Source organism: uncultured Campylobacter sp., from assembly GCF_938040115.1.
GTDB lineage: Bacteria > Campylobacterota > Campylobacteria > Campylobacterales > Campylobacteraceae > Campylobacter_A.
Map to the genome: position 1 here is coordinate 1 of NZ_CALHXD010000082.1, position 5,224 is coordinate 5,224.

Here is a 5,224-nt window from a genome sequence, read left to right on the forward strand (position 1 = left end):
AATAATCAAATGTCAACCGGTCTAAAAATCCAAAATTCTTTCGAGGATAGTAGTGTTTATAACGACGGCATGAGGCTTGATTACGAGGTTGCGACGCTTGAGCAGGTGCAAACGGCGACGTCAAAGGCGCAACACTTTTCAAAAAATACCGATAAGGCTTTGGGTGAATTTAAGCAGCAGCTTGAAACTTTTAAAACGAAGCTAGTTCAGGGTGCAAACGAAATCCACTCGCAAACATCGCGGGAAGCCATCGCAAACGACCTTCAGGGCATCAAAAATCACCTAGTAAACATCGCAAACACCTCGATCAACGGGCAGTTTTTATTCTCTGGAAGCGCTATAAATACAAAACCTGTAAACGGCGATACAAATGAGTATTTCGGCAATGCGCAAACTATGAAAGCTGTAGGCGGAGCTCAGGTAAATTTGACCTACAACCAAAACGGCCATGAGCTATTTTTGGGCAAGGACGGCGACTATAATAAAAAAGTCACCTCCAACACAATGCTAAAAGTGCAAAATTTAGACGACAGAAACAAGACCGTTTATATCGATAGCGAACACAAAATGCGCGATCTAATCGGTTTTAAATATGTAAAAGACGAAAAAACTCTAACCAATCAGGATTTTACCGGAACCGGCGTTAGGCAGTTTCAGGATACGACGTTTTTCTTGCAGGGTAAAAAGCCAAACGGCACTAGCTTTACGAGTAAATTTAAGATGACTTCGGACGCTTCGATAAACGACCTGTTAGAAAAAATCGGCACCGAATACGGCAACACTCCTACTAATAAAGTCGTCGAAGTAACGATAAATAACCAGGGTCAAATCAACGTAAAAGACCTAAGCAAGGGCAATCAGGTTATTGATTTTCACATGATAGCGGCGACGAAAAAAGTGGCAAACGCGGATGCTCTAGCTGGCGGTATAGCTGGAGCTTCTAGTGCGTTTGACACTGTAGATAGCCTAACTAGCGGCGCAAATCCGCTCGAAGCCATGGTGCAGGCAAACCCAGACGACTATGAAATCACTGAATTCGTTAAGAGCAAATACGAAGACTTAGACGGCGCCGTTACAAACGCTTACGACTACGACAAGATAAATTTAAAGCAAGAAGGCAGAAACCTAATAGGCACTGTATCGCAAGTAGAGCGCGGTAGCGGTAAATTTGCCGACGATAACACGACGCTAAGCCAAGTCGTGGGCTCAAAAGAGCTATATCCTGGCGAAAGAGACAAATATGATATAAACGACCAAGCCTTAAAAATGCAGATCAAATCTAAAAGCGGCGGAGATTATAAAGTGGACGTGATTTTCGGTAGCGCCGTACCACCTGCAACATCAGGCAATGCTCAGGTAAGCATAACAAGGCCTGACGGCACCACATACACTACCGAGGTTTGGGATAGTTTTTACAACGACACCACAAACCCGCCGACCACCGAGGGTAGAGAAACGCAGTCAAAAAATATGACTTTTAGGCAGCTAAACGACATCATCGGTATGGTAGCTAGTGACAATGTTCCTGCGGGCGCCGGCGGTAGTGCCCAGGCTGATTATGTCGCCTACAAACAAGCTATAGCAAAATCGCAAGGTAGCGTAGAGGCAAATATGGATCACCGCGGCCGCATAAAAGTAACCGATAAGCAAAACGCCGTAACTCCGATAAAAGTCGGAATTTATGACGAGGTAAATTCCGATCAGTTTTACGGAGATAGCACCGGTGCGACGCCTGCAACCATGCAAGGAGACGGTTCACTATGGAACTTTTCCGCAAACAACGGTATCGAAATAGATAGCCCGAGCGTGGATATTTTTGATGACCTGGATAGGATGATAGAGGCCGTTAGAAGTGGCCAGTACCGCGCCGACAGCGAGAGCGAACATCCGCGCAATTCCGGTATCCAAGGCGCGATCGAGAGGCTAGATCACATCGCCGATCACGTAAATAAAATCCATACTAAAGTGGGCAATCAAACAAACACGCTAACGCAAACCAACACGCATGCTAGCGTCATGGAAGTAAACGTAAAAACCGTCAAGGCCGACATCACGAATGCCGACTACGGCGAGACCTATATGAATCTCATGCAAAAAACGATGTCGTATCAGGCGATGTTGCAGTCCGTGGCTAAGATAAACCAGCTTTCGTTATTAAACTATATGTAAAAACTCGCTATAATCTACCGTTTTATTAAAGTTTCGTTATCAAAGCGGGCGGAGCGAAAATGGGGTCAAATTTGATAAATTCGGCTCTAAAATTCGCTCTCCCGCAAATTTTAAATTTACCGAATTTAAAGGACGCGCCATTTTAAGAGAATCGGTTTTAGTCGTAGTCGTTTGTTTTTTGATATTTTTTGGGATCGCTACCATCGCACCCGCGGCAAATTTCGTCGGGAGCTTCGGCAACGCGATCGGGCTTTGGAATTTCAAGCTTTTTGGCTTTATAGCTTACGTTTATCCGTTTGTTTTTATATTTTTTGCGTATTATATTTACAAATATTTTGACGGCTTTGATGCAAAATTCGCCCAAACCGCGCTTGGAGCGGCGCTGCTTTTTTTAGCGTTTTTGATGTTTCAATCAGGCTCAAACGCTATTTACGGCGGACTAGTCGCAAATAGCGCAAACGAGGCGCTAAAAGACGTTATCGGCGTGATAGGCATGTGGGTTTTTATCGTGATGCTTTTTGTGCTGAGCTTTGGCCTCATCGCGCAAGATAACATCATAGCTATCCTAAAAAAGGCTTTCGTCGAGCCCAGTGCCAATGAAGATAAATTTGAAAACCAAGCCGAGATTAAGCAAAAATCGCAAAAAAAACCTAGACAAATCAAAAAGCCTAAAGCTCAAAGCGAGTCAAATTTGAGCGAGGAAAACGGCGAGAAACTAGAGGATGAAGGCGAGCCGGATCATGAAGACGAAGCGCAGGATGAAGGCGAGTCAAATTTAGAAGAAAAAAACACAACTATAAACGGCGTCGAAATTTTAAATGAAGTCGCCGAAAACAAAAAACTGCTCGAACAAATCGAAAAAGGCAAGGTCGAAAAGCCTAAGGATTTTGCGTTGCCGCCGCTTAAATTTTTAGCCGATCCGCCTAAGAGATCAAACAGCGTAAACGAAGTCGAAATCGATCAAAAGATCTCCGATCTGCTAGATAAGCTGCGTAAATTTAAAATAGACGGCGACGTCGTGCGAACGTACACGGGGCCGATCGTTACGACATTTGAGTTTCGCCCTGCGCCGCACATCAAGGTGAGTAAAATTTTAACCCTGCAAGACGACCTAGCTATGGCTCTGCGCGCTCAGACTATCCGCATCCAGGCGCCGATACCGGGCAAAGATGTCGTAGGTATCGAGGTGCCGAACCAAAATATAGAAACCATCTATCTGAAAGAAATTTTAGATAGCGAAGTTTTCAAAAATTCGAGCAGTCCGCTAACTATCGCGCTGGGCAAGGATATCGTCGGTGCGCCTTTTATCACCGATTTAAAAAAGCTCCCGCATCTACTAATCGCGGGCACGACGGGATCCGGCAAGAGCGTAGGCATAAACGCGATGCTGCTAAGCTTGCTATATCGCAACAGCCCGCAGACGCTGCGCCTGATGATGATAGATCCAAAAATGCTGGAATTTAGCATCTATAACGACATCCCACACCTGCTCACGCCCGTCATCACGCAGGCCAAGCAGGCCATCACCGCGCTATCAAATATGGTCGCCGAGATGGAGCGTCGCTACAAGATCATGAGTCATACGCGTACCAAAAATATCGAAAGCTACAACGAAAAGATGAGAGAAGAAGGTGGCGAGCAGTTCCCATATATCGTCGTGATCATCGACGAGCTAGCCGATCTCATGATGACTAGCGGCAAGGACGTGGAGCTATATATCGGGCGTCTAGCGCAGATGGCGCGCGCTAGCGGCATACATCTCATCGTCGCCACCCAGCGCCCTAGCGTGGACGTCGTGACGGGGCTAATCAAGGCAAATTTGCCTAGCCGTATCAGCTACCGCGTCGGTCAGCGCATCGATAGCAAGGTAATCCTAGATCAAATGGGCGCTGAGAGTCTGCTAGGGCGTGGCGATATGCTATTTACGCCTCCGGGAAGTCCCGGCGTCATCAGGCTGCACGCGCCCTTTGCGAGCGAAAAGGAGATCGACACGATCGTAAATTTCCTAAAAGCGCAGCAAGAGGTGGTCTACGACGAGAGATTTTTAGCCGAGGATGGCGCTAACGGCGGTACGGGTACAGGCTCCGGCGCCATAGCTGGCGAGCTAGACGAGCTATATGAAGAGGCTAAAGAGATCGTGCTAAGCGAGCAAAAAACCTCGATCAGCTACCTCCAAAGACGCCTAAAAATCGGCTACAACCGTGCCGCTACGATCATCGAGCAAATGGAGCAAATGGGCGTGCTAAGCCCGATGAACGCAAAAGGACAGAGGGATATTTTGTAAATTTGCCCGCACAAAGAAGACTAAAATTTGCGAAAAGACGTCAAAATCTTAGCCATAACTTTTATGGTTATTTTGTCTATAGTTGCGTCCGTGACGGCTTTTGTGTATCTTAAAAATTAATGCCAAAGAATTGGGTAAAATAAAAATCCACGTCGTATTTCATATCAAAGGATGTAAAAAGGTAAATTTATTAAACTAAATTCTGTTTGTTTAGAGTAAATTTAATAAATTTAGTATCAACGATACCAAACAAAATTGAGTTTACCAATGAATTTTTAAAGGGTTGAATTTGGAAAAACTAAAAGAAAATTTAAAAAATATCTTTTAAATATTAGTTATATTTATATTTTGACTAATAAAATAATTGACTTATGAATATATTTATTATACAATAGGTAAAGAATATTTTTATTTAGGGGGTATTATTATGAAAAAATTTTTACTTGCTTTTATGTTATTAACTGCTGTATCAGCTGTTGCAGCTAAAAAAGCTCCAGTAGCTAAGGCTCAATATCCAGATGGAACTTACAGAGGAGTTTATATTTCTAATCAAGAAACTCAAGTTGAAGTTCAATTTGATTTAAAAAATGATGTAATTACTAAAGCTGCTTATAGAACTTTACAATATAAAGGACATGACTGGTTAAAAGAAGATGAATATGTAGCTAAAAATGGTGGATATATGAAACTTCTTGAAAGAATTACTAATCAAAAAATTCAAGATGTTATGCCAACTATGTATAACTCTGAAGAAATAGAAAAAGGTGGAGC

General features: G+C 43.6%; 2 protein-coding genes and 1 pseudogene. All 3 read left to right on the forward strand.

Going from position 1 to position 5,224, the window contains the following annotated elements:
• On the forward strand, positions 1–2,169 hold a 2,169-nt coding region (locus Q0314_RS03055; RefSeq protein ID WP_298056380.1), incomplete at its 5' end, for a flagellin.
• Between the two features lie 820 nt (positions 2,170–2,989).
• Positions 2,990–4,453: pseudogene (locus Q0314_RS03060) on the forward strand (DNA translocase FtsK); the annotation flags it as partial.
• A gap of 427 nt (positions 4,454–4,880) precedes the next feature.
• Positions 4,881–5,224 (forward strand): hypothetical protein (locus tag Q0314_RS03065; RefSeq protein WP_298056383.1); only part of this gene is annotated, 344 nt, incomplete at its 3' end.